This is a genomic window from Azospirillum ramasamyi (assembly GCF_003233655.1).
GTDB classification, from domain to species: Bacteria; Pseudomonadota; Alphaproteobacteria; order Azospirillales; family Azospirillaceae; genus Azospirillum; species Azospirillum ramasamyi.
This window is the reverse complement of the sequence record NZ_CP029835.1, coordinates 91,473-112,624: the sequence shown is the minus strand read 5'-3', so window position 1 is coordinate 112,624 and position 21,152 is coordinate 91,473. Positions and strand designations below refer to the sequence as shown.

Below are 21,152 nucleotides of genomic sequence, written 5' to 3'. Positions count from 1 at the left end.
GTTAGGCGCTCTTAGGTGGTGTCTGGCGGACAGGGCGGCGACTGCGGCCCTGCGGTCCCATGCCTGCGAAGGCAAGCGGCCGGTCGGATGTATCGCATCGACAGCCATCTGCGAGCCGCGTGACTGCTGTACGGTGCGATGCCGCCGATGTGGCGCCTTCCTCCACGCGTGCATGGCGAAAGGAGGTTCCCGTTCTTTTTGCTCCGCCTTTTCCGGGCGGGGTTCAGGACATGATCCGCAAGATGTTGTCGACCCAAGGGCCAATGGCATGCCGTTCTCCGACATGGACATAGGCCTCCGCGGCAATTCTCTGGCGCTGTTCCGGAAACTGGGCCAGCCATTCGAATGCCGCGGCCAGGCGGTCGGCGATCGGCTGCTGCGGGGTGTGTACGGTCGAATAGTCGTCGCGCATCCAGCCGGTCTGCGGGTCGGGCGAGTAAACCTGCTCGCGCCGTCCGGGAATGATGATGCCCGTCTTGCCGTCGGTGATGTATTCCTCATACCCTGGAGCGTCGCTGCACAGCAGCACGGCGCCGAACTTTAGGGCGCGCAAGGCCGAATAGCTATGCAGCCCCGCCGCTGGAAGAGCGAACAGGTCAGCGGCGAGCAAAAGCTCGTACAAAGCCTCTTCTTCGATACGCTCCTTGATCCAGGTGACGTTCCGAAGATCCATTCCTTGCAGGGATTCCAGAGGCAGTTGGGGCGACAGGATGGTCAGGGTGGCGTCGGGAACGGTTTGTCGCAGGCGCTGGAAGGCCAGCAGCACTTCCATGCCGCCGCGCAGATTGAAGCCGTCGCGATGACCATGGGCGGAGTTGGTGAACAGGATGTTCAGGGGCTTGCGCTGCGGAATGGAGCGGATCTTCTGCTCGATCCGATCGTGCATGGCCTTCGGAGCGTCGACGCCGAGGGGAATGTAATGAGCCTTGGCCGCGATGGTCGGGCTGTCGAAACAGCGCAGCATGGTTTCGTGGCTGCTCTTCAGGTGAGTGAAGATCGCCCGGCAATTGTCAGATTCGAGTTGAGCCTTGACCATATGGTAAATCGGTTGGATGCGCAGCGATACGTTGCGTGTTTTCCCCATGGAGAGAAAGGGGAAGAACAATGTCATTGGGCTTTCGTAATGCAAGATGAAAGGCAGCGTGCTGGAATGTAAGGGAGCCGTGTGATGGAAGACGATGTCAGCATTTCCTTTTAAGGAATCGATGCACATCTGGCTGACGGGATCTCGGGAATTAAGAAAGACCGTCATATAAGCTTTGTGGTCGATCCTTCCACGGAACGCGCCTTCGCCAAAAATAAAGGCGTCGTTCATAAGGCTGTAGCAGATATTGTTTAGTCTTGAGCTATGAAATTGAAAATTAACATCGGGGAATATTGTTTCAACGCCTTCTGGGCATGATTCAACAAAGCTGGAAAGTAACGGATGATATCCATTGATCCCATCATAAAAGCTCATTTTCCAAGGAATAATAACTTTAAGCATCGAGCGCGCCTGATGTGGGAGGGGAGTCTTTGAGAATGCGCGATTATGAGTTACTATAGCTATAGTAACAGTTTGTTTTTAATTTAATAATAGAAATTAAAAAAATCAATGCGATAAGTTAGCAATCGTTCATTTAAATCAAGAAATTTTCTTGGGTATTTCCTGACATTATATGGCTTTTGCAGGCTCATCAACGGTGGGATCATCCAATGAGCCCGCCGTTGATGAGAGACTTCAATTCGTTTTGGACGCTCATGTCGAGAATACGGTAGTCCTGACTGGCGATACCTTTCAAGCCGTTGGCTGTGTTGATGATATAGGTGCCGCGGTAGGTCCGGTAGCCGGATGGCGGAGTGATTGTGCCGTTGTGGCCGACCTCCCTCAGCAGCGATACCAGGGATGCGGCGGCTTCCTTGATGTAGAGGGACCGATTGGCGCTGTTCTGGCCTGAACGGACGCGGAAGGCGGCGATAGGCTGATAGAGGCAGTGGATGTCCGCAAAGCGGAAGAAGCGGGCCCAGAGGTCGAAGTCACCCGCGAACTCCAGTTCGTCCCGCAGACGTCCGCCGGCTGCGTTCCAGAGATCGCGTCGCCAGTAGGAGGACTCCAACTGCAGAAAACCGGTACTGCAGGGAAGCATGCCTTCGGTGTGGCAGCCGTCCAGGAAGGATGCCCGCGAGATGCCGGGGTGGCGCGCGATATGGACGATGGCTCCAGTCTCGTCCGCCACCGGGCAAACCACCGATGAGATCCACCGCACCTTGTCCGACATGCGGAAAGCGTTGGCGATGGTGAACAGCGAGCGTGGCAGGTGGAAGTCGTCCCCACCCAGCCAACCCATGATCTCACCGGTGCTCACCGCAAATCCCTTGTTGATCGCATGGTGAGCGCCCCGGTCCTTTTCGGACACCCAGTAGGATAGATGCTTCTCGTGCTTCTTGATGATGTCGACGGTGCCGTCGTTCGAGCCGCCATCGATCAGAATGTATTCAAGGTTGGGGTAGCCTTGCGACAGAATGCTGTCTATGGCTTCCTCCAGATAACCCGACACGTTGTAGGTCGGCATGACAAGCGTAATTCGAGGAAATTCCAAATTCGACATGGCATTGCATCCTGATTTTTTCTGGCACCAGTCCTGCCTCACCGAAACCGGAGAGGCGGCCGATCAGGTACCGGGTCGGCCTCGTCTTGGCCGCGCCTTACCCGCGAGCCCGCACCCAAGCCTGGTAGAGCCCGCCGAAAATCATCGGATACTCGGCCTCCAGCCGGTCCCAGCGGGCGAGCGAGGTCATCGCCGGGTCTTCGGGGAAGCGCTTGCGGTACAGCGCCGCCACCGCCGGATCGGCCAGCCGGAAGCCCAGGAACTCCAGGCCCAAAGTCTCGAGTGCGCCGGCCAGCCAGGGCAGGGTGACGTGCAGTTCGTGGACATGCATCAGCAGGTCGCGGCAGGCGCTGGTGCCGTAGAAGTCAGGGGAGTGGGCGACGACGCGCGCCGGATGCCCGTCCGGCAGGCCCAGGATGTCGCGGCGGACATGGCGGATGCCGTCCAGCGTCGACGGGTGGCCGCGTTCGGCGATGAATTGCCTGGCGGCCAGGATCGGCCGGCGGGCGGCGGCGCTGTAGAAGCCCACCTCCATCACGCCATGCGGGCGCAGCAGCCCGCGCAGAACGCGCAGGCCCGCCATCGGGTCTTCCATGTGGTGCAGCACGCCGACGCTGTGGACCACGTCGAAGCGGCGGCCCAGCGTCTCCAGTTCCAGCAGGTCGGCCTGGGCGAACTCGACATTGTTCAGGCCCAGCCGCCGGCTCTGCCGCGTGGCGTAGGCGAGGCTGCGGCGGCTGAGGTCGACCGCCAGCACCCTTGCGTTCTTCAGGGTGGAGGCGGCCCACACCGCCTCGCGCCCGGTGCCGCAGCCGGCGACCAGCACCTCCGGCGCCTCCCAGCCCGGCGCGTTCCAAGCGGAGGGCCAGGCCGGCGAGGCGGGCAGGGCGGCATGCGGGAACAGGGCATGCAGGAAGCGGGACAGCGGCACCGGCTCCGGCAGCAGGCCGGTGGTCATCCAGCGCGGATAGGGGTTCTCTTCATACTGGGCGCGCACGCCGACCGACACCGGGTGGCTGATCCGGGTCAGCGCCGGCAGTTCCGCCTGGATCGCCGCTTCGGCCAGCGGTTCGGCGACCTGCCGGTTCAGCAGCCGGGCGATCTCCTCGGGCCAGGACAGGGACTGCAGGGCTTCCGCCCGCTCCCAGCGGTAGAGCGGCCGGTAGGCGCCGAGCAGGGCGACCAGCACCGCCGGCGGCTGCTCTTTGCGCTCCAGCGCCGCTTCCGCCGCGCGGACCAGCACCGCCAGCACCTGGAACTCGCCGTCGTTCTCGGCGAAGACATATTCGTTGAGGAAGCACTGCTCGGCGATGGCGGCGCACAGGGCGCGCCAGGACGGCCGGTCGGGCAGGCCGGGGCCGGTCAGCGCCAGCAGCAGCACCCGGCGCAGCCGGGTCAGCGCGCGTTCCAGAGCGGGATCGCAGACCGGGGCGGCGCGCAGATGGGCCAGCAGCAGGGCATCCTCCGCCAGCCCGGCGAGCGACCCGTCGGCCAGCAGCGCAAGGCTGGCGCCGTCCAGGGACGGGCCGGCATCCTCCGGCAAGGCGGCGAGGGTCTTGAGGACGGGCGATGCCATCAGGACGCCGGCGATGGCGCGGGACAGCCCACTCCCCTCCACCTCCGGCCGGCCGAGCGCGGCCAGCAGGTCGGCGCGCAGGCCCTCATCCACGCCTTCCGGTTCCGGCGGGGCGGCGTCGCGCAACGCCTCGGTGAACGCGATCCAGTTGCGCGGCTCGTCGGGGGCGAGGCGGATCGCCTTGCGCACATAGGGCAGGGCCTGGTCGCGCCAGCCGCCCTGCAGGAACAGGGCCGCGATGCCGAAGCACAGCTCCGCGTCCTCCGGTGCCGTGCGGGCGATGCCGAAGGCCTCGGCCTCCGCTTCGACGGTGCGGCCGGCGGCGATCAGCAGCGACAGCAGGGCGCGGCGCAACGGCAGGGGCAGCGGCTGGTTGGCCGGCCGGCCGGCGGTGGCGCGGCGCAGCTCCTCGATGGCGGCGTCGGGGTTGCCGGTTTCCTGGTGCAGGCGGGCGAGGTTGTTGTGGACCTCCGGCAGGTCGGGGGCGAGGCGCAGGGCTTCGCGGTAGGCCTCCAGCGCGCCCGCGGCGTCGCCGCCGGTCTGCAGGGCGGCGCCCAGATTGGCCAGCAGCGGCGTGCGGACGGGATCGTCCGGGTTCGCGATGCGGGCCAGCCCGTCGCGGCAGACGGTGGCCGCCTCCTCCCAATGGCCGGCGACGCGCAGGCTGTCGGCCAGCCGCAGCCGGGAGTCGAGATGGCCGGGATCGACCGCCAGCACCCGGTGGAAGGCGGCGATCGCCGATTCCGGCTGGCCGGCCCGGTGGTGCAGGGTGCCGATCAGGTGCAGGGTCCCGGCCAGACGCGGGCGCAGCGCCACCGCCTGTTCGGCCTGCTCCAGCGCCTCCTCGTCGCGGCCCAGCCGGGCCAGAAACGAGGCGTGGTTGCCCAGAATCTCCGGCAGGAGCGGACGGTGGGAGAGCGCCCGGCGGAACAGCGCCTCGGCCTCCTCGGGCCGGCCCTCCAGCATACGGACCAGCGCCAGGGTGCCCAGCGTCTCGGCCTGTGCCTGACGCAGCGCCTGGGGGGCTTGCGCGGCGCCGCCGGCAAGGCGCAGCGCCTCGTCGCAGGTTGCCGCCGCCTCGGCCAGCTGGCCGCGGCGCAGCCGGGCGAGCGCCTGGGCGCGGTGGGCCTGGATAGCCGCCTGGATATCGGCCGCCCCGGTCCCCGTCCGGCGCAGCGCCTCGGCAGCCGCCGCGAACCCCTCGTCGGCACGGCCGGCGGCGACGAGCGCGATCGCCAGCACGCTCCAGCCGTCGGCGCTGCCCGGCTGCGCCCGCACCGCGGCCTGCGCCCAGGCCACGGTGTCGGCCGGCCGGCCAAGGATGCGGGCGGTTTCGGCCAGCGACAGCAGCCCGGCCGCATCGCCCGGCGGGCTGCCGCAAAGCTCGCCATAGGGCCCCTCCGCCTCCTCCGGCCGGCCGGACCGGCACAGTTCCAGAACCTGCGACAGACGCTGTTCCAGGGCACGGTGCTCCGGGGCGCTTCGGTCGGTCGGAAGGCCGGCGGTCCCGGTTGCGGTTTCGGCGGTCATGGAGCAGGACCCTTCGGTTTGGAGGGGATGAGGGCTGTCCGGCCTCAATAGGCCTGGTAGGATTTTTCCTCGACCAGCTCGGAGCCGAGCTGCCGGTTCAGGTCGCGCTTCAGCGCCGCGCGGCGGTCGTTGGTGTGGTAGACCTGCCGGGCCAGCTCGACGAAGCGCGGGCCGAAATCCTTGGCGCGCTCGCAGTCGCGAATGTCGTCCTCGATCTCCCACAGGGTGGTGTTGACCGCGCGCAGTTCGTCGATCAGCGCCGCGACCTCCGGCCGGGCGGTGTCGGCCTGCGCCGCCACGGCGACCAGCGCCTCGCGCTCGCGCCGGACATTGGCCAGCTTGTCGGCGTCGGCGATGCGCTCGGCCTTGATGTCGAGGATGGTGATCTTGTCCAGCAGTTCGCCCCAGGAGACGGGCGCCATAATCGGCATGTCGGAAGGTCCGGTTCGGAGGTGGGGGGAAGATGCGGCGCGCTCGCGCAGGGCGCGCTCCAGGCGGTCCATGGCGCCGTCCCAGGAACCGGGGCGGTCCTGCCGGAACAGGCGCATGGTGGGATACCAGGGACTGTCCTCGCGGTCGAGCATCCAGCGCCAGTCGGGGGCGAAGGGGACCAGCACCCAGACCGGGATGCCGAGGGCGCCGGCGAGATGGGCGACGGAGGTGTCGACGCAGACCACCAGATCGAGGCCGGCCATGATGGCGGCGGTGTCGGCGAAATCCCTGATGTCGGGCGACAGGTTCAGCAGGGGGAAGCCGCCGGGCGGGGTCGCCGCCTGTGCTTCGGTCGGCCCCTTCTGGATGGAAACCAGGCTGACGCCGGGGATGCCGGCCAGCCGGGCGAAGGGGGCCAGCCCGATGGAGCGGTTGCGGTCGTTGCCGTGGGTCGGCGATCCCGCCCAGACGATGCCCACCTTCAGACCCGCCAGCCCCTTCAGCCGCTCGCCCCAGCGCGCCGCCGGTTCGGGCTCCGCCGTCAAATAGGGAACACGGTGCGGGATGGTGTCCATCTGGGTCCCGAACACCTCGGCCAGGCTCAGCATCGGCAGGTGCAGGTCGAAGGCGTCGGTGGGAAGCTGGCCGCTGACGAAGCGCTCCACGCCCGGCAGCCCGGCCATCACCCGCTCCAGAGGTGCCGGCAGGCCCAGGATCACCCGGCCGCCGCGCGCCGCCACCAGGGGGACGTAGCGGCAGAACTGCAGGGCGTCGCCCAGCCCCTGCTCGCCGTGCAGCAGGATGCGGCGGCCGTCCAGCGGCTCACCGTTCCAGCGGGGCTTGGTGGGCATGGCGGCGTGGGTGGGAGCGTCCTTGCAGCGCAGCCGCCACTCGTATTCCCGCCAGCCCTCCTCGAAGCGGCCGGCGACCAGCAGGGCCATGCCCAGGTTGCGGTGGGCGTCCGGCCCGGCCGGGTCGATGGCGACGGCGCGGCGGAAACCGGAGACCGCCTCGTTCACCCGGTTCTGGTTCAGCCGGGCGTTGCCATGGTTGGCATGGCCGCCGGCGAAGGCCGGATCAATGGCGACGGCACGGGCATGGGCGCGGGCGGCCTCTTCCAGGCGCCCCTGCTCCTGCAGGGCCAGGCCAAGGCTGGTGTGGCCGGCGGCGAAATGCGGGTCGAGCGTCACGGCGCGCCGGTGGCAGTCCATCGCCTCGACCGTCCGGCGCAGCCCGCGCAACGCGATGCCCATGTTGTTGCAGGCGGCGATGTGGGCCGGGTCGATGGCCAGCCCGCGGCGGTAGGCGGCGACGGCGCCATCCAAGTCTTCGCGTTCCTGAAGGACGTTGGCCAACCCGTTGTGGCCTTCCGACGTCATCGGATTGGCACGGACCGCAAGGCGGTAGGCGCGTTCGGCCTCGGCGGAGCGGCCCTGCGCACGGTACAGCCCGCCCAGGTTCTCATAGGCGGCGGCCATATCCGGCCGCAGGGCGATGGCGCTGCGGTAAGCCGCGGAGGCCGCCCCATGTCCATGGTCGCGCAGGATGTTGCCGAGATTGAGGCGCGGCTCCGCGATGCCCGGATCGACGCGCAATGCACGGTCCAGAAGGCGAAGCCCTGTCTGCAGTTGTCCGGCTCGCCGGGCGACCAGCCCCAGCAGATGGAGAGCATCGGTCTGGTCGGGCGTGATCTCGAGAATGCAGCGGTAGAACCTTGCGGCAACGGCAAGCCGGCCGCTCTGATGATGCTGTACCGCGGCCGCGAGCGCCTCCTGAATAGTCGCCATGCTTGAATCTATAGTCCCTGCCCTCGCTTCCGCCCCCCCTGGGCGTTCGACCGTCGCAACGGAATAGCGGGTGTCGCCGAAATCTCCAAGCCCATCCTCGTCGCATCGATGAGCGAAAAGCAGTCTTTGTTAAAAATCTGTAGCAGAAACGACTGAAAACAGCCAAGGCAGGGCTTTTCTGCAAGTCATTCAAGGGTCCGCCACTGTGCATCGATTCGACAACAGGCATTCTTCGCTTCCCGGCACAGGGCGCGGCCGATCGGCCGAAACAAGTGGAGGCAAGTTCCAACTGGCCTGTTGCGGATCCGCCATGCCGGTCATTTTTCAAGCCATGTCAAAGCGTTGGCGAAACCAGTCGGGACCAGGGGCTAGCCGCTTTTGCGGGCGGTCACACGATGGGGGGCTTTGCCGTACCCATTTTGATAGAAAACGCGTTGCTTTGCATCGGTTCCATCGGATAACAAGGTCACGGTGTGCTAGTTCGCGCGAGGGCTGAGTCTCGCCTGCCCTCAGCCAAGCGAGAGCGAGCCATCAAAGAATGGTTCATCCGCCGGCGAACCAAACCTGAAGGGGATCAGTATGGCTGGAACTACTCTAACAACGGGCTCTACTCTAACTATATCATCATCGCAGTATGATACGATCATCGGCAGTGACGGCACCGATGTCATCACGATCGCAACGGGCGGCAGCACGCTGTCGATCTCGGCTTTGGAAACCTTGATCGGTTCGGTCGACATTGACTTCATCACTCTGACTGCCGGTTCGACCCTTCAGGTTTCGTTGCTGGAAACCCTGGTGGGCAGCTCGGAGACGGATGTCGTCACCGTGGGCACGTCGGGTTCCACGATGCTGGTGAGCCTGCTTGAGACGCTCACCGGCGGCGTCGGCACCGACGTCATCACGGTCGGCTCCACCGGCAGCACGATGCTGGTGAGCCTGCTTGAGACGATCACCGGCGGCACCGGCACCGACGTCGTCACCCTGGGCATCTCGGGCAACACCATCCTGGTGACTGGCCTCGAGACCCTGACCGGCGGCACCGGCACCGACGTCGTCACCCTGGGCGCGGTTTCCAACACGCTGACCGTCGGCGCGATCGAGACGCTGACCGCCGGCGCGGGCACCGACGTCATCACGCTCGGCACCACCGGCAGCACGCTGCTGGTCAATGCGGTCGAGACCCTGACCGGCGGCACCGGCACCGACGTCGTCACCCTGGGCGTCTCGGGCAACACCATCCTGGTGACTGGCCTCGAGACCCTGACCGGCGGCGCCGGCACCGACGTCGTCACCCTGGGCGCGGCCTCCAACACGCTGACCGTCGGCGCGATCGAGACGCTGACCGCCGGTACGGGCACCGACGTCATCACGCTCGGCTCCACCGGCAGCACGCTGCGGGTCAATGCGGTCGAGACCCTGACCGGCGGCACCGGCACCGACGTCGTCACCCTGGGCGCGGTCTCCAACACGCTGACCGTCGGCGCGATCGAGACCCTGACCGCCGGCGCGGGCACCGACGTCATCACGCTCGGCACCACCGGCAGCACGCTGCTGGTCAATGCTGTCGAGACGCTGACCGGCGGCACCGGCACCGACGTCGTCACCCTGGGCAATTCGGGCAACACCATCCTGGTGACTGGCCTCGAGACCCTGACCGGCGGCACTGCCTCCGACCTGGTCTATCTCGGCTCGGCCGGCAACACGCTGTTGCTGTCGGCGGTCGAAACGCTGGTCGGCGGCGCGGGCACCGACGCCGTCGCGCTCGGCACCACCGGCAGCACGCTGCTGGTCCGCGATGTCGAGTTCCTGCTTGGCGCGACCGGCACCGACGTGGTGACCCTGGGCAACACCGGCAACACGCTGACCGTCGGGGCGCTCGAGACGCTGACCGGTGGTACGGCGATTGACGCCGTCGCGCTCGGCTCCGCCGGCAGCACGCTGCTGGTCTCTGCTCTTGAGACCCTGATCGGCGCCACCGGCACCGACGTCGTCACCCTGGGCGGCTCTGGCAACACCATCCTGGTGTCGCGCCTCGAGACCCTGACCGGCGGCGCGGGTTCCGACCTGGTCTATTTCGGCACGACCGGCAACACGCTGCTGGTTTCGGGCGTCGAGATCCTGGTCGGCGGCACCGGCACCGACGTGGTCACGCTGGGCACCTCGGGCAACACGATCCTTCTGCGTGACCTTGAGACCCTGACGGGCGCTGCCGGCACCGACGCCATCACGCTGGGCGACACGGGCAACACGCTGCTGGTTTCGGGTCTGGAGACCCTGACCGGTGGTTCGAGCAGCGACTCCGTCGCGCTGGGCACCTCGGGCAACACCCTGCTGGTCTCGGGTCTGGAGATCCTGACCGGCGGTACCGGCACCGACGTCGTCACCCTGGGTGGCGCCGGCAACACCGTGCTGGTTTCCTTGCTGGAGACCCTGGCCGGCGGTGTGGGCACCGACGTCATCCGTCTCGGCACCTCGGGCAACACCCTGCTGGTCTCGGCTCTGGAGACCCTGACCGGCGCTGCCGGCACCGACGTGGTCACCCTGGGTTCGGTCGGCGGCACGCTGCTGGCTTCGGCTCTGGAGACGATCACCGGCGGCACGGGCTCCGACCTGGTCTTCCTCGGCTCCTCGGGCAACACCCTGCTGGCGTCCGGGCTTGAGTACCTGATCGGCGGCGCGGGCACCGACGCCGTCACGCTGGGTTCCGTCGGCAACACCGTCGTCGTCCGTGGTCTGGAGACCCTGGCCGGCGGTACCGGCACCGACGTGATCACCATCGGCGACACCGGCACCACCATGCTGGTCTCGGGTCTGGAGACCCTGGCCGGCGGTGCGGGCAGCGATGTCATCACGCTGGGCACCTCGGGCAACACCCTGCTGGTTTCGGCTCTGGAGACCCTGACCGGCGCTGCCGGCACCGACGTGGTCACCCTGGGTTCGGTCGGCGGCACGCTGCTGATTTCGAGCATCGAGACGCTGACCGGCGGCACGGGCTCCGACCTGGTCTTCCTCGGCTCCTCGGGCAACATCCTGCTGGCGTCCGGGCTTGAGTACCTGATCGGCGGCGCGGGCACCGACTCCGTCACGCTGGGTTCCGTCGGCAACACCGTCGTCGTCCGTGGTCTGGAGACCCTGACCGGCGGCGTCGGCACCGACATCGTGACACTGGGTGACACCGGCAACACCACGTTGGTCTCGCTGATCGAGACGGTCATCGGCGGCACCGCCACCGATGCCATCACGCTCGGCACCTCGGGCAACACGCTGTTCGTCTCCCTCGTCGAGACCCTGACGGGCGATACGGGCACCGACGTCATCACCATCGGTTCGGTCCTCGGCAACACCATCCTGGTGTCGCGTATCGAGACCTTGACCGGCCAGGCTGGCAGCGACGTCGTCCGTCTCGGCACCGCTGGCAACACCATGACCGTCTCGCTGCTCGAGACGATCACCGGCGGCACCGGCACCGACGTGGTCACCCTGGGTTCGGTCGGCAGCACGCTGCTGGCTTCGGCTCTGGAGACGATCACCGGCGGCACGGGCTCCGACCTGGTCTTCCTCGGCTCCTCGGGCAACATCCTGCTGGCGTCCGGGCTTGAGTACCTGATCGGCGGCGCGGGCACCGACTCCGTCACGCTGGGTTCCGTCGGCAACACCGTCGTCGTCCGTGGTCTGGAGACCCTGGCCGGCGGTACCGGCACCGACGTGATCACCATCGGCGACACCGGCACCACCATGCTGGTCTCGGGTCTGGAGACCCTGGCCGGCGGTGCGGGCAGCGATGTCATCACGCTGGGCACCTCGGGCAACACCCTGCTGGTTTCGGCTCTGGAGACCCTGACCGGCGCTGCCGGCACCGACGTGGTCACCCTGGGTTCGGTCGGCAGCACGCTGCTGGCTTCGGCTCTGGAGACGATCACCGGCGGCACGGGCTCCGACCTGGTCTTCCTCGGCTCCTCGGGCAACATCCTGCTGGCGTCCGGGCTTGAGTACCTGATCGGCGGCGCGGGCACCGACTCCGTCACGCTGGGTTCCGTCGGCAACACCGTCGTCGTCCGTGGTCTGGAGACCCTGGCCGGCGGTACCGGCACCGACGTGATCACCATCGGCGACACTGGCACCACCATGCTGGTCTCGGGTCTGGAGACCCTGGCCGGCGGTGCGGGCAGCGATGTCATCACGCTCGGCACCTCGGGCAGCACCCTTCTGGTCTCGGCTCTGGAGACCCTGAACGGTGCGGCGGGCACCGACGTCGTCACCCTGGGTGGCGCCGGCAACACCGTGCTGGTTTCCTTGCTGGAGACCCTGGCCGGCGGTGTGGGCAGCGACGTCATCCGTCTCGGCACCTCGGGCAGCACCCTGCTGGTCTCGGGTCTGGAGACCCTGACCGGCGCTGCCGGCACCGACGTGGTCACCCTGGGTTCGGTCGGCAGCACGCTGCTGGCTTCGGCTCTGGAGACGATCACCGGCGGCACGGGCTCCGATCTGGTCTTCCTCGGCTCCTCGGGCAACACCCTGCTGGCGTCCGGGCTTGAGTACCTGATCGGCGGCGCGGGCACCGACTCCGTCACGCTGGGCACCTTGGGCAACACCGTCGTCGTCCGCGGTCTGGAGACCCTGGTCGGCGATGCCGGCACCGACGTGATCACCATCGGCGATACCGGCACCACCATGCTGGTCTCGGGTCTGGAGACCCTGGCCGGCGGTGCGGGCAGCGACGTCATCCGTCTCGGCACCTCGGGCAGCACCCTGCTGGTCTCGGGTCTGGAGACCCTGACCGGCGCTGCCGGCACCGACGTGGTCACCCTGGGTTCGGTCGGCAGCACGCTGCTGGCTTCGGCTCTGGAGACGATCACCGGCGGCACGGGCTCCGACCTGGTCTTCCTCGGCTCCTCGGGCAACATCCTGCTGGCGTCCGGGCTTGAGTACCTGATCGGCGGCGCGGGCACCGACTCCGTCACGCTGGGTTCCGTCGGCAACACCGTCATCGTCCGTGGTCTGGAGACCCTGGTCGGCGATGCCGGCACCGACGTGATCACCATCGGCGACACCGGCACCACCATGCTGGTCTCGGGTCTGGAGACCCTGGCCGGCGGTGCGGGCAGCGATGTCATCACGCTCGGCACCTCGGGCAGCACCCTGCTGGTTTCGGGTCTGGAGATCCTGACCGGCGGCACCGGCACCGACGTGGTCACCCTGGGCTCGGCCGGCGGCACGCTGCTGGTTTCGCGCATCGAGACGCTGACCGGCGGCGCGGGCTCGGATGTCGTCAGCCTGGGTACGACCGGTACGACCATGACCGCGACGTCTCTTGAGACGATCACGGGCGGTGTCGGCACCGACGTCATCACCATCGGTTCGGTGGGTTCGACCTTCCTGGCCAACTCCCTCGAGACGATCACCGGCGCCGCTGGCACCGATCTCATCTTCCTGGGTTCGGTCGGCAACACGGTCCTGGCTTCGGGCATCGAGATCCTGGTCGGCGGCACCACCACCGACGTCGTGACGCTGGGTACTGCCGGCAACACGATGATCCTCCGTGGTCTGGAGACCCTGACCGGCGGTACCGGCACCGACGTCATCACCATCGGCGACACCGGCACCACCATGCTGGTCTCGGGTCTGGAGACCCTGGCCGGCGGTGCGGGCAGCGATGTCATCACGCTGGGTACGGCTGGCAGCACCATTCTGGTTTCGGGTCTGGAGACCCTGACCGGCGCGGCTGGCACCGACGTCATCACCATCGGCTCGGTCGGCACGACCCTCCTGGCCAATGCTCTGGAGACGATCACCGGCGGCACCGGTTCGGAACTGGTCTTCCTGGGCTCGGCCGGTTCGACGGCCCTGGTGCAGGCGATCGACATCCTGATCGGCGGCACGGGCACCGACGTCATCACCCTCGGCTCGGCCGGCAACACGGTGCTGCTGCGCGGCATCGAGACGCTGTCCGGTGGCGTGGGCACCGACGTCATCACTCTGGGCAACACGGCCAACTCGCTGCTCGTCAGCGGGATCGAGACGCTGATCGGCGGTTCCGCCTCCGACATCGTCACGACGGGCACGGCTGGCGGCGCCATGCTGGTGTCGGGCGTCGAGACCCTGCTCGGCGGCACGGGCACCGACGTCATCACCATCGGCTCGGCCGGCGGTACTGTGCTGGCGCTCGGCATCGAGACGCTGATCGGCGGCACGGGCCTGGAGGTCATCTTCACCGGTTCGGCGGGGGCAACCCTGACCGTCTCGGGCGCGGACTACGTGATCGGCGGCGCCGGCACCGACATCCTGACCCTGGGTTCGACCGGCAACACCACCACCATCCGCGGCATCGAGACGCTGGTTGGCGGTTCGGGCAGCGACGTGGTGTTCCTGGGTGACACCGGCAACACGATGAGCCTGGGCCTGGATGTCGAGATCCTGGTCGGCGGCACCGCCACCGACGTGCTGAGCATCAGCACTTCGGGAACGACCCTGCTGACCCGTGCGATCGAGACCCTGATCGGCAACGTCGGTACCGACGTGATCACGCTCGGCGACACGCTGAACACGATCACCGTGTCGGGCATCGACACCCTGACCGGCGGCGCCGCCACCGACATCGTCTTCACCGGTTCCGCCGGCGTGACGATGCTGGCTTCGGGCGTCGAGTTCCTGGTCGGCGGCGCGGGCACCGACATCGTCACCCTGGGCTCCTCGGGCAACACCGTCATCACCCGCGGCATCGATACGCTGTCGGGCGGTGCGGGCACCGACTGGGTGTTCCTGGGCGACACCGGCGTCACCATGGCGCTGGGCACGGGCATCGAACTGCTGATCGGTGGTGCGGCCACCGACGTGGTGAGCACCGGCAGCGTGGGCAGCACCCTGCTGACCCGTGCGGTCGAAACCCTGATCGGCAACGTCGGTACCGACGTGATCACGCTCGGCGACACGCCGAACACGGTCACCGTGTCGGGCATCGACACCCTGACCGGCGGCGCCGCCACCGACATCGTCTTCACCGGCTCCGCCGGCGTGACGATGCTGGCTTCGGGCGTCGAGTTCCTGGTCGGCGGCACCGGTTCGGACGTCGTGACCCTGGGTGCGTCGGGTAACACCGTCATCACCCGCGGCATCGACACCATGATCGGTGGTGCGGGCAGCGACCTGGTGATCCTGGGCGACACCGGCGTCACCATGCGGGCCGAGAGCGGCATCGAGATCATCGTCGGCGGTGCGGCCACGGATGTGGTCAGCCTCGGCGACGGCGGCTCGACGGTCCTGCTGCGCGGCATCGAGACCCTGATCGGCGGTACCGGCAACGACGTGATCACCACCGGCGACACCGGCGTGACCATGGAAGTCCGGAACATCGATATGCTGATCGGCGGCTCGGGCACCGACTCGATCTCGGTGACCAGCGGGTCGATCCGCTTCCAGGGTGGTACTGGCGACAGCATCAGCCTGGCGTCGGGCAGCGGCACCGATACGGTCGTGTACTCGTCCTTCAGCGACATCGCGGCGCTGGGTGCGAATACCGGCTTCATCTCGGTGTCGAACTTCCAGTCGGGCACCGACAAGGTGCAGTTGACCGGTACGGCCCGGACGGATGCGGACAAGAACGGCGACGCGGCTCTGGCCACGGCGACCGCGGCGACCAACGGGGTGAGCATGACCGACGAACTGGTCAGCCTGTCCTCGGTGGTCAGCGGCAGCCTGATGGATGCCGGCCTTGCCAACTTCCGCTCGGCGCTCGGTACGCTGACGAACTCGTCGGCTGGTGCAAGCACGCTGGTTCTGGCCAACAACGGCACCAGCTCCGGCCTGTACCAGGTGGTCGATACCAACGGCGACGGCCAGGTGGCCGCCTCCGAGGTTCGCCTGCTCGGCGTGTACAACAGCCAGGTGCTCTCGCTCTCCGACCTCAACCTCGGTTGATACGGGCACTGAGCCTAAGCATCACGGTAAAAGGGAAGGGCGCCCGCAAGGGCGCCCTTTTCTTTGGGAAGATCGTCGATCCGCTGACCGGTGCCTTGTCCGGCCTTTCAAGTCGAACCAGGACGGGCAACGGCAAAAGAAAGAGGCGGCAACCGGTCATCCCGGTTGCCGCCTCTTTCTTTCTTATCGCTTCCGATACCGCCATCGCGGCGGAGGGGAGATGGGTGATCCGTTCCGAAGCTGGTTCTGGCTTTACGCTCGATGATATCAGTGGGCAGGCATGGCGGACAGGCGGTCGGTCATGCGCAGGATGCCTTGGGCAAGGCGGATGATGGCTGGCGAGCCGATGAACAGTTCGCGCAGGGCCGCCCCTTCACCGAAGCGAAGAACAAAGCCGTTCGGGTTGAAGACCACCGCGACCTTGGTGGTTTGCGAAAGAACATGCTGGGTGCGCCCCTGGAAGACGGCGTCGAGGATCGACCGCGCCAGTTCACGTGCGTCTTCGATCTCCAGACAGGCGATCTCCGGTCCCAGCCGGCTTTCGTTGAAGTGGAAAATCCCCTCCAGACGGACGGCCTCGTCGCCTTGGGGCGTTTCGTCTTCGTGCAGCGTGATGTGGGACAGGAACTTGCCGTCCGGGAACAGGACGCTCCGGTCATCCACCTCGATATTGATGACGAGTTTGTTGGCGACAGCCATCGGGGCTCCATGGAGGAATGGGGGCTGGATGTTCCGGCGTGGCGCATCCAGGCGATTGCAGCGCGCCTGACGGGACAGGGGCGGGGGAAACGCAGGCGCGGGGCATCCTCCGACGCGCCGATCACGGCGGCCCGCAGTTCGGTCTTGGCCTTGTTGTTCCGCAAGGCGATGAAGATCGCCCCACTGCCGGCGATGACCGTCAGCAGCGGGGCAAGCCCGGCCGTGACCCGTGTCGCCAAACCGGATGGTCCGCCGTCAGTAGCCGCTTCGCCGTTACTGGGCGTGGCCATCGGTTCGCTGCGCCCTGCGCGCCATCTCGGCCTCGGCCAGCCCGGCCACCACGTCGGCCATGCGGCGTTCGGCGCGCCAGCCCAGCAGCTGCTCCGCCTTGGCCGGATTGCCGACGCTGAAGGCGATGTCCGACGGGCGCAGCAGGGCGGCGTTGCCGTGGACATGCCGACGCCAGTCCAGGCCGAAATAGGAGAAGGCCCGCTCGACGAAATCCTCCAGCCGGTGCGCCTCGCCGGTGGCGATCACGAAATCCTCGGGCTGGTCATGGGCCAGCATGCGGGCCATGGCGTCGACATATTCCGGCGCCCATCCCCAGTCGCGGGCGATGGACAGAGTTCCCAGTTCCAGGCTGTCGGTCTTCCGCTCGGCGATGTCGGCGGCGCCGCGGACGATCTTCTGGGTGACGTAGCGGACCGGGCGCAGCGGCGATTCATGGTTGAACAGGATGCCGGAGCAGGCGAACAGCCCATAGGCCTCCCGGTAGTTGGCCACCGCCCAATAAGCCGCCGCCTTGCCCACGCCATAGGGGCTGCGGGGATGGAAGGGGGTCGATTCGTCGGCCGGATCGCCGGTGTTGCCGAAGCACTCGCTGGACGAGGCGTTGTAGAAACGCGCGTCGAGCTTCAGGAAGCGGATCGCCTCCAGGATGTTGATGGTGCTGGTGATGGTGCTGTTCAGCGTCTCGACCGGCTGCTCGAAGGACAGTCCGACCGAGGCCTGGCTGGCGAGGTTGTAGATCTCGGCCGGGCGGACCCGGGCGACCACCTCGACCACGCTGCGGAAATCGGTCAGCACGGCCGAATGCAGGGCGACCCGGCCGAAGATGCCGAGCCGCCGCAGGTTGGAGAAGCTCGACATCTCCCGATCGCGGGAGGTGCCGTGGACTGCATAGCCCTTGCCCAGAAGCAGTTGGGCGAGATAGGCGCCGTCCTGACCCGAGACGCCGAAGATCAGCGCGGTCTTCGGCTCGCTCCCGGCCGTTGGTCCGATGGTCATGAACAGCGCCTTGTCCGTCGCGGGGCGAGATCAGTGATGGTCGTCCCCATTGGCCGCCAGACGCATGTCGGCCTCGACCATTTCCCGCACCAGATCACGGAAGGCGGTGGTGTGGGTCCAGCCCAGCTTGGCGCGTGCCTTGCTGGGATCGCCCAGCAGCAGGTCGACCTCGGTCGGGCGGAAATAGCGCGGGTCGATGCGGACCACCACCTTGCCGGTCTTCTGGCAGACGCCTTCCTCGTCGACGCCCTCGCCGCGCCACTCGATGCCGCGGCCGACATGGCCGAAGGCCAGCTCGACGAACTCGCGCACGCTGTGGGTCTCGCCGGTGGCCAGCACGTAATCGTCGGCCTCATCCTGCTGCAGGATGCGCCACATGCCCTCGACATAGTCGCGCGCATGGCCCCAGTCGCGCTTGGCGTCCAGGTTGCCGAGATACAGGCAGTCCTGCCGGCCATGCTCGATGGCGGCGACCGCGCGGGTGATCTTGCGGGTGACGAAGGTCTCGCCGCGGGTCGGACCCTCGTGGTTGAACAGGATGCCGTTGCTGGCATGCATGCCGTAGGCCTCGCGGTAGTTCACCGTGATCCAGTAGGCGTACAGCTTGGCGGCGGCATAGGGGCTGCGCGGGTAGAAGGGCGTGGTCTCGCGCTGCGGCGTCTCCTGCACCTTGCCGTACAGTTCCGAGGTGGAGGCCTGATAGAAGCGCGCGGTCTTCTCCATGCCCAGGATCCGGATCGCCTCCAGCAGGCGCAGGGTGCCGATGCCGTCGGCGTTGGCGGTGTATTCCGGCGTCTCGAAGCTCACATGCACGTGGCTCTGGGCGGCCAGATTGTAGATCTCGGTCGGCTGGATCTGCTGGACCAGACGGATCAGGTTGGTGCTGTCGGTCAGGTCGCCGTAATGCATGAAGAAGCGCACGTCCTCCTCATGCGGGTCGCGGTAGAGATGCTCCACGCGCCCCGTGTTGAAGGACGAGGACCGGCGCTTGACGCCATGGACGATATAGCCCTTCCCCAGCAGAAGCTCGGCGAGATACGCGCCATCCTGGCCGGTGGCGCCGGTGATGAGGGCAACTTTGCGCAAAGGACCGACCCTTGATCTGTACGGCGTTGATGATCGGGCACTATCCCCAAAGGGTCCGGGCAAGGCAAGGGGGCTTGCGACCCGACCCCGGAGAAGGCGCGGCGCGGAGGCCGGGGCCGGGAACCGGGATCGGGAGTTGAAGCGGAGGCGGCCCGCGGCATGAACGGAGTTGAAGCGCCCATCGCGGAACGATAGGGTGCGCGCCGAATGGGCCGGCCGTCCCCGGCGTCCCCGGCCGGGGTGCGGCCGCGGGATCGGGGCGGGGCCGCACTGCACGGATCCTCATGACCACCGTCGCCGAAGCATTGCAGATCGCCGTCGGATACTATCGCGCCGACCGCTTCGACGAAGCGCGCGCGCTGTATCTGCGCATTCTGGAGGTCGATTCGCGCAACCCCCAGGCCATGCACCTGCTGGGGCTGGCCGAACGCCGGCTGGGTCGCCCGGACAAGGCGCTGGAGATGATCCGCAACGCCCTGGACATCCTGCCGGGGATGGCCGACGCCTGCTACAATCTCGGCAGCATTTTGGCCGAACTTGGTCGGATCGACGAAGCGGTGGCGGCTCACCGCCGTGCCCTGGTCCTGGCACCGGACCTGGAGGACGCCTACAACGCGCTTGCCGCGCTGCTGTGCGGCCGTGGCGGTCCGCGCGACTGGGGGCTGGCCATCCTGACCTTCCGCCGCGTGCTGAGACTCAATCCGAACCGCATCACCGCCTATCATGATCTCGGAATCGCATTGCGCCAGACTGGTGCGCTCGAGGAAGCGCAAACCAGTCAGCGTCTTGTGCTTTCCCTGCAGCCGGACTTCGGCGGTGCCTGCGCGAATCTCGGGAACATCCGGATCGAGATGGGCGATCCGGACGGGGCCATGGCCTGCTTCCGCCGCTCCCTCCTGCTGGAGCCGGAGCAGGGCGGGGTGCTCTACAATCAGGGCAATGCCCAGCATGCCGCCGGACTGGCCGAGGCGGCGGTCCAAAGCTATGCGCGGGCGGCGCGGGCCGGCATCACGCTGGCGCTTCCCCGGCTTGGCCACGCGCTGATGGAGCTGGGCCGGCTGGCGGAGGCCGAGCAGGTCCTGCGCGCGGCGCTGTTCAGCCCCGACGGCGACGTGCCCGGCGCCATCGACCTGCTGTCGACCCTTCTGATCCGCCAAGGCCGGCTGGAGGAATCGCGGCGCTTCTTCGCCGAATACCGCTATCCGCATGCGGCCAGCCCCGACGCCTTCCGCATCGACTGCCTGACCGCGATCGCCGAAAGCTGGGTGGCCGCCGGCGATTGGGAGCGCGCGGCGGCGCTGCTGGACGAGGTGCAGTGGCACGGCAGTCGCTTCTTCACCGTCAAGTCGATCGCCTGCCTGGGCCGGACCCTTGCCCGCCAAGGGCGGCGCCTGGAGCGGCGGGAGAACCCCGATCCGTCGCAGCCGCGCATCTGCTCGTCGACGCTCGCCACCCATGGGCGCTTCGCCCACAATGTGCTGGAATATGTGCTGCTGCGGCTCTACGCCGAAAAATTCGGCTATCGGCTTGAGACGCCGGACTGGGTCGGCGGCTGTTACTTCGATCTCGACGATCCGAAGCCGTCGGGCGGGCTGAAGCCGCTGTCCTACGGCCGGCACATGCTGAACGATCTGGTGGCCGGCCGGCGCGACGACCCGCGCCCGGACGTCGACATCCTGTCGCCGCTGTTCCTGTTCGAGCATCGCGAGGAATGGCGCGAGCGGGTGCAGTCCTGGCTGCGGCCGCGGCCGGAATGGCTGCCCCATGTCGATCCGGTGGTGCAGGCGCTCAGGCGCCGCGGCAACACGGTGGTGGCGCTGCACATCCGCCGCGGGGACTTCGTCTGGTTCCGCTACACCATCACCGAGACCTCCTGGTACGTCGACTGGCTGAAGGAGCTGTGGCCGACGCTGGACCGGCCGGTGCTCTACATCGCCACCGACGACCCGGCCACCATCGGCGACTTCGCGGAATTCGCGCCGGTCTCGCTGGACGATCTGGCGAAGGACGGGGCGGTGGAGCCGTGGAAGGGGCTGGAGTTCCTGCAGGACTTCCACGTGCTGATGAGCGCCGACGTGCTGGGCGTCAGCGCGCAGAGCGGCTACAGCCAGTTGGCGGCGCTGCTGAACCGCAACGCCCGCCTGTTCGTCGAGCCGGATGCGGCGGCGGGGCGCATCAGGTCCTATTCTCCCTGGACGAGTTCGTCCGGCACCCCTTAAGACCACTCACCATCACGATCAAAGCGACGCC

Annotated in this window: 9 protein-coding genes; 2 read left to right on the top strand and 7 right to left on the bottom strand. The window is 67.4% G+C overall.

Annotated elements, in window-relative coordinates:
- Positions 1–223: 223 nt before the first annotated feature.
- The 4 genes from DM194_RS26890 to DM194_RS26875 all read right to left on the bottom strand — a co-directional run bounded on the left by DM194_RS26890 (position 224) and on the right by DM194_RS26875 (position 7,913).
- The gene (locus tag DM194_RS26890; protein WP_111070707.1) at positions 224–1,486 is read right to left on the bottom strand and encodes a glycosyltransferase; all 1,263 of its coding nucleotides are present in this window, start codon (positions 1,484–1,486) and stop codon (positions 224–226) included.
- A 202-nt stretch (positions 1,487–1,688) separates the two neighbouring features.
- Positions 1,689–2,588 carry a glycosyltransferase family 2 protein gene (locus DM194_RS26885; RefSeq protein WP_111070706.1) on the bottom strand — a complete coding sequence of 300 codons (900 nt, stop codon included), beginning with the start codon at positions 2,586–2,588 and terminating at the stop codon, positions 1,689–1,691.
- A 97-nt stretch (positions 2,589–2,685) separates the two neighbouring features.
- Complete coding sequence (locus DM194_RS26880) at positions 2,686–5,694, bottom strand: class I SAM-dependent methyltransferase (protein WP_111070705.1); 3,009 nt, start codon at positions 5,692–5,694, stop codon at positions 2,686–2,688.
- 44 nt (positions 5,695–5,738) lie between these two features.
- Positions 5,739–7,913 carry a DUF6165 family protein gene (locus tag DM194_RS26875; protein ID WP_111070704.1) on the bottom strand — a complete coding sequence of 725 codons (2,175 nt, stop codon included), beginning with the start codon at positions 7,911–7,913 and terminating at the stop codon, positions 5,739–5,741.
- A gap of 579 nt (positions 7,914–8,492) precedes the next feature.
- Between DM194_RS26875 and DM194_RS26870 the strand changes: the two genes are divergently transcribed.
- Positions 8,493–15,830 (top strand): calcium-binding protein, encoded by a 7,338-nt coding sequence (locus DM194_RS26870; protein WP_176581523.1) that lies wholly within the window; start codon positions 8,493–8,495, stop codon positions 15,828–15,830.
- 267 nt (positions 15,831–16,097) lie between these two features.
- On the opposite strand, the gene DM194_RS26865 is transcribed toward DM194_RS26870, so the two are convergent.
- From DM194_RS26865 to gmd, 3 genes are all read right to left on the bottom strand, one after another.
- Positions 16,098–16,529, bottom strand: coding sequence for a hypothetical protein (locus DM194_RS26865; protein WP_111070703.1), 432 nt, complete (start codon positions 16,527–16,529; stop codon positions 16,098–16,100).
- 273 nt (positions 16,530–16,802) lie between these two features.
- The gene (locus DM194_RS26860; RefSeq protein WP_111070702.1) at positions 16,803–17,816 is read right to left on the bottom strand and encodes a GDP-mannose 4,6-dehydratase; all 1,014 of its coding nucleotides are present in this window, start codon (positions 17,814–17,816) and stop codon (positions 16,803–16,805) included.
- A 30-nt stretch (positions 17,817–17,846) separates the two neighbouring features.
- Entirely contained in the window at positions 17,847–18,902 is a 1,056-nt protein-coding gene (gene gmd, locus DM194_RS26855) for a GDP-mannose 4,6-dehydratase (RefSeq protein WP_111070701.1), read from the bottom strand.
- 284 nt (positions 18,903–19,186) lie between these two features.
- On the opposite strand from gmd, the gene DM194_RS26850 reads away from it, so the two are divergent.
- On the top strand, positions 19,187–21,121 hold the full coding sequence (locus DM194_RS26850) for a tetratricopeptide repeat protein (RefSeq protein ID WP_111070700.1): 1,935 nt from the start codon (positions 19,187–19,189) through the stop codon (positions 21,119–21,121).
- Positions 21,122–21,152 lie beyond the last annotated feature (31 nt).

Excerpts from the sequence above, each read along its gene's own strand:
- DM194_RS26890 (WP_111070707.1), bottom strand. The coding sequence starts at position 1,486 with ATGCTTAAAGTTATTATTCCTTGGAAAATGAGCTTTTATGATGGGATC.
- DM194_RS26885 (WP_111070706.1), bottom strand. The coding sequence starts at position 2,588 with ATGTCGAATTTGGAATTTCCTCGAATTACGCTTGTCATGCCGACCTAC.
- DM194_RS26880 (WP_111070705.1), bottom strand. The coding sequence starts at position 5,694 with ATGACCGCCGAAACCGCAACCGGGACCGCCGGCCTTCCGACCGACCGA.
- DM194_RS26865 (WP_111070703.1), bottom strand. The coding sequence starts at position 16,529 with ATGGCTGTCGCCAACAAACTCGTCATCAATATCGAGGTGGATGACCGG.
- DM194_RS26860 (WP_111070702.1), bottom strand. The coding sequence starts at position 17,816 with ATGACCATCGGACCAACGGCCGGGAGCGAGCCGAAGACCGCGCTGATC.
- DM194_RS26870 (WP_176581523.1), top strand. The coding sequence starts at position 8,493 with ATGGCTGGAACTACTCTAACAACGGGCTCTACTCTAACTATATCATCA.
- DM194_RS26850 (WP_111070700.1), top strand. The coding sequence starts at position 19,187 with ATGACCACCGTCGCCGAAGCATTGCAGATCGCCGTCGGATACTATCGC.
- DM194_RS26875 (WP_111070704.1), bottom strand. The coding sequence starts at position 7,913 with ATGGCGACTATTCAGGAGGCGCTCGCGGCCGCGGTACAGCATCATCAG.